Genomic DNA, 4950 nt, shown 5'->3' with positions numbered 1-4950 from the left:
AATGTCTAACCAGTGCGGAGCGGTAGTTCAGTTGGTTAGAATACCGGCCTGTCACGCCGGGGGTCGCGGGTTCGAGTCCCGTCCGCTCCGCCACTTATTCAGACAAAGCCCTAGCAGTAATGCTAGGGCTTTTTCGTATTTGCTATATTATTTTGGTCTACGACCAACGAGTCCAATTGAGTGCAAGCCCAGCCACTTCGCCACTTATTCAGACAATGCCATAAATAATACTATTTTTTCACCTCTAATCTTTTGTAGTCCCAAATCGTGAATAGAGCACCAAAGGTTTAATCGTGCTTGTAAACTAGGTCACGCTGTTAATCACTTCGAAACCTAACTTTTGGACTAGTTTTAGTTTTATTTACACTGAAGAAAACTTTGTTTGCTTTACTCTTATTCATCTGAGGGATTACCCTTACGCGGGTTATTTTAGGAGTGCGACTCAATGATGCAGCATATAAAGAGTGAAATATTCAAAGTTTTATTCAAAAACTTGTCTTCTGAGGGGGGTGTAGTGGTGATCAACCCTGCAACTGAGCGGGAATTGATTCGCTTGAAGACTAACTCTCTCGACGAGCTAGATGCTCAGATAGAAGCGTGTAAATTGGCTCAAATTGAATGGGCGAAATTTAGTGCTAAAGCACGTTCACTATGCTTGAAAAAGTGGTTCCAATTACTGGTAGAGCATACGGAAGACATTGCTAACATTATTACCTTAGAGCAAGGAAAACCACTCACAGAAAGCCGTGGAGAAGTAGCATACGGAGCATCTTTTGTAGAATGGTTTGCAGAAGAGGCTAAGCGAGCTTATGGTGAGGTGATTCCTGCTCCGGCAGTAGATAGACGACTCTCAACTATTAAACAGCCTGTAGGTGTGTGTGCGGCGATTACACCATGGAACTTCCCTATCGCAATGATCACTCGAAAAGCTGCGCCGGCTTTGGCTGCGGGGTGTGGGATGATCATTAAACCTTCTGAATTAACACCTTTGACTGCTCTGGCTGTGGTGGAGCTTGCTCATCAGGCTGGTATCCCTAAAGCTCTATTGTCTACCGTTGTTTCTGAACAAGCCGCGGAGTTTGGCATAGTTTTGAGTACCGATCCTCGTATTAAGAAGATATCTTTCACTGGTTCTACGCGTGTCGGTAAGATCTTAATGAAGCAAGCAAGTGATACGGTTAAAGCGGCTTCCATGGAATTAGGTGGTAATGCTCCTTTTATTGTTTTTGATGATGCTGATTTAGAAGCAGCAGCGAATGGTTTGATTGCGTCTAAATTTCGTAATGCGGGGCAAACCTGCGTCTGTACTAACCGTTTGTACGTGCACAAGAACGTAAAAGATGCATTTTTAGCTAAGCTTTTAGATAAAGTTTCAGGCCTGATAGTAGGCAATGGCCTTGAAAGTCACACGACTCTTGGTCCTGTTATCACTATGGCTTCTAAGCATCGTCTAGAGGCGGTGATCGATCAGGCAGTACAAGAAGGGGCAACGATACTTAACCAGCCTCAAAATCGTTCTGGGCGCTTTATGGAGCCTGTTATCTTAGATAATGTTGATCAAGATATGGCGATCGTACAGCAAGAGCTGTTTGGACCGGTTCTGCCGGCCATTAGTTTTGATGATGATGAACAAGTGCTCTCGATGGCGAATGACACTGAATATGGTTTGGCTTGCTACTTCTATACTGATAGTTTGAAACGTATCATCCGATTTAGCGAAGGCTTGGAGTATGGCATGGTAGGGGTAAATGAAGGAATTATTTCTACGGAAGTTGCGCCGTTTGGCGGGATCAAAGAATCTGGCATTGGTCGTGAAGGTGCTAAGCAAGGCATGGATGAGTATCAAGAGACTAAGTACATCTGTCTTGGAGGTTTGAGCTAGTCTTCTGTTTAGCTGCTCACTGATACGAAACAAAAAAGAGAAAGCTGGGTACATCATCTGGCTTTTTGTTTATTCAGAGAAAGGTGGATGGGGGGGGGCAGTGGATTTTCTTCAGATGCAAAAAAGCCGCATCAAGTGATGCGGCTTTTTCTAATATGGCTCCTCCTACTGGACTTGAACCAGTGACCTGCGGATTAACAGTCCGTCGCTCTACCAACTGAGCTAAGGAGGAACAGATTTTAATAAGTGGTGCCGACTACCGGAATCGAACTGGTGACCTACTGATTACAAGTCAGTTGCTCTACCTACTGAGCTAAGTCGGCACATTTTCGTTAATAAGCAATCGGCTTACTAACTGAAAGATGGCTCCTCCTACTGGACTTGAACCAGTGACCTGCGGATTAACAGTCCGTCGCTCTACCAACTGAGCTAAGGAGGAATTACCTTGTTTAAGAATAAATGGTGCCGACTACCGGAATCGAACTGGTGACCTACTGATTACAAGTCAGTTGCTCTACCTACTGAGCTAAGTCGGCGTACCGTTATTCTTTCTATTGTTCGTGTTAGACACCAACAATTTAAATTGTGGTGCCCGGAGGCGGAATCGAACCACCGACACGAGGATTTTCAATCCTCTGCTCTACCGACTGAGCTATCCGGGCGACGAGGTGTATTAAAAGGCTTTTCGGCTTTTAGGTCAACAAGAAAATGCAAAAAAAATATCGTTTGCTGTTTTTGTGTGCGTAATGGGGTGTTTTTACGCATTTTTGACACAATATCACCACCTGGTAGGCAATGTCGGCTGTCTGTTTTAGCAGATGATGGCCGTTTTTTGTCAGTGAAAACAAAAAAAGCACATCCGAAAACGTGCTTTTTATTGAACAAATGAACTTAAACTAGTGCTTTACAGAGAACTTGTTGACCCAGCCTTCAAGCTCATCAGCTAAAGATGACAATGTTTGAGTGCTTGATTGACTCTCGGTTACTACCGTATTTAGTTGGCTACCACTCTCTTCAATGAGATTAATGCGGTGTGCTATATCATCACTCACTTGAGTTTGCTCAGCTGCGGCTGTGGCAATTTGCTGACTCATACCAGTGATAGATTCCAATGCAGTAACGATTTGTTGTAGTGCTTCCGACGCATTCATTGATTCTGTCACGGTGCTTTCGCTAGTTTCAGCACAAATTTCCATAGTGTGGATCGCGTTACGTGAGCCTTCTTGTAGGTTAGAGATCATTTGCTGAATCTCTTTAGTACTGTCTTGCGTACGACCCGCTAAGTTACGAACCTCATCGGCCACGACAGCAAAACCTCGGCCCTGTTCACCCGCACGGGCAGCTTCAATCGCAGCGTTAAGCGCAAGTAGGTTTGTTTGCTCAGCGATATCACCAATAACGTCTAGAACCTTCACGATGCTGTTTACATCTTGATCAAGGTCTGCCACCGCTTTGCTTGCGGTATTTAATTGAGTCGCCAAGCCCTGAACATTATCTACCGTGCTGTGGATCAGTGATTGTGTATGCTGGCTCTGTTTGTCCGCTTCATCAGTATTATGTGCTGTTTCACTTGCTGAACTTGCCACGTGGTTTGCTGAAGATGCCATTTCTGTCATTGCGGTTGCGATCATTGCGGTTGATTGTTGTTGAGACATAGTCAAATCAGCAATTGAATTAGAGCGAGACTCTACTGCTGATAGCTCTGAACGCAATGCGTGCATTGATTCGTCCAGGTTAGTCACCATCTTAGCTAACGATTGACTCATCTCCTGTACGGCACCATAGATGCTGTCTTTAGGTGCTGCGTGCTCAAAGCTGGTTTGGATATCACCCTGGGCAACGGCTTGAACTGCTTTACGTACATCATTTGGCTCCCCGCCGAGTAGGTTAAGCATCTTACGAATAGAGATAATTAAGCCACCTAGAATCGCACCAGCTATCGCTAGACATAGCGCTAGCTGCCATTGTGCTGTAGACCAGAAACGTGCGTTTACTTCATTGAAACCGATGCCAGTACCAACCACCCAATTCCAGTGCGGTGTTTTCTCTGCTATAGAGTGTTTTTCTTCAATGGTTCCGTCAGGCAGTTTTTGTGTCCAAGTATATTCAACGATTTGACCTGTCTTACGACCTAGCACATCTAGAATTAACTGACCGACACTGTTTCCATTGCCATCTCGGAAGTCGTGGAAACTTGTGCCATGCAACTGGGGATCAAGTGGGGCAGCGACAAACATCATGTTCTCGTCAGCCACATAAACGTATTCGTTGTTTTTGTAGATATTGTTTCGCAGAAGGCGAGTCGCGAGAGCTTTGGCTTCATCTTCGGGCATTTGACCTTCAACTGCCATCTTTTCTACTTCAGTCAGAATGCTGTAGGCACTCTTAAATAGCTCAGTGACTCGAGCTTTGTTATCAAGGTTACTTGCAACGCGAAGAGTCCAAAGACCCGTAGCAGTCAGAGCAAGTAGGGCAACCAAAATAATTGCAGATAATAAATAGGCTTGAGTTTTTAATTTCATAGTTAGCTCACAAAGTGTTTGTTTGCTATTTGATGCATAGCTTATAAAAGGGGCGTGATAATAAATTCATCTTATTGAACTTGTATACACACGCCTATATATCAATGGCGAAACTATGATTTGGATTAAATTTTTATCGTGAAATAAGTTCGTTTTATCAAATGTAATTCGATTTTATAAGGTGATTTAAGGTTGGACTGGCGTAAAAAGGTAAGGAGTTGGAGTTGAAAGTCGTGGAGATATTGTTGAAGTACAGATAAGAAAAAAGCCAAGTCCGAAGACTTGGCTTTCAAAGTTGGCTCCTCCTACTGGACTTGAACCAGTGACCTGCGGATTAACAGTCCGTCGCTCTACCAACTGAGCTAAGGAGGAACTATTCTGTTTTGTGTCTTGCTTCAAGCAAGTGCACCAAATATGGTGCCTCGAGGCGGAATCGAACCACCGACACGAGGATTTTCAATCCTCTGCTCTACCGACTGAGCTATCGAGGCAAAAGAATGGTGCCGACTACCGGAATCGAACTGGTGACCTACTGATTACAAGTCA

General features: G+C 44.3%; 2 protein-coding genes and 8 tRNA genes. 2 read left to right on the top strand and 8 right to left on the bottom strand.

The window, feature by feature from the left end:
• Positions 1 to 16 precede the first annotated feature (16 nt).
• Together ACTS60_RS00215 and ACTS60_RS00210 are read left to right on the top strand one after the other, a co-directional pair.
• Positions 17 to 93 (top strand) — tRNA-Asp (locus tag ACTS60_RS00215).
• Between the two features lie 352 nt (positions 94 to 445).
• Positions 446 to 1882 carry an NAD-dependent succinate-semialdehyde dehydrogenase gene (locus ACTS60_RS00210; protein ID WP_440886725.1) on the top strand — a complete coding sequence of 479 codons (1437 nt, stop codon included), beginning with the start codon at positions 446 to 448 and terminating at the stop codon, positions 1880 to 1882.
• Between the two features lie 156 nt (positions 1883 to 2038).
• Here ACTS60_RS00210 and ACTS60_RS00205 read toward each other — a convergent pair.
• The 8 genes from ACTS60_RS00205 to ACTS60_RS00170 form a co-directional block, all read right to left on the bottom strand.
• Positions 2039 to 2114 (bottom strand) — tRNA-Asn (locus tag ACTS60_RS00205).
• A gap of 15 nt (positions 2115 to 2129) precedes the next feature.
• Positions 2130 to 2205 (bottom strand) — tRNA-Thr (locus tag ACTS60_RS00200).
• A gap of 40 nt (positions 2206 to 2245) precedes the next feature.
• Positions 2246 to 2321, bottom strand: a tRNA-Asn gene (locus ACTS60_RS00195).
• A gap of 21 nt (positions 2322 to 2342) precedes the next feature.
• Positions 2343 to 2418, bottom strand: a tRNA-Thr gene (locus ACTS60_RS00190).
• Positions 2419 to 2468: 50 nt separating this feature from the next.
• Positions 2469 to 2544 (bottom strand) — tRNA-Phe (locus ACTS60_RS00185).
• Positions 2545 to 2778: 234 nt separating this feature from the next.
• The gene (locus ACTS60_RS00180; RefSeq protein WP_440886724.1) at positions 2779 to 4404 is read right to left on the bottom strand and encodes a methyl-accepting chemotaxis protein; all 1626 of its coding nucleotides are present in this window, start codon (positions 4402 to 4404) and stop codon (positions 2779 to 2781) included.
• 296 nt (positions 4405 to 4700) lie between these two features.
• A tRNA-Asn gene (locus ACTS60_RS00175) sits at positions 4701 to 4776 on the bottom strand.
• Between the two features lie 43 nt (positions 4777 to 4819).
• Positions 4820 to 4895: transfer RNA gene (locus tag ACTS60_RS00170), tRNA-Phe, on the bottom strand.
• Between the last annotated feature and the right edge of the window lie 55 nt (positions 4896 to 4950).

Origin of the sequence: Vibrio sp. WZ-1 (genome assembly GCF_052037695.1) — a bacterium.
Classification (GTDB): Bacteria; Pseudomonadota; Gammaproteobacteria; order Enterobacterales; family Vibrionaceae; genus Vibrio.
Note: the sequence above shows the minus strand (reverse complement) of the source record. Positions and strands in the feature narration are given on the sequence as shown.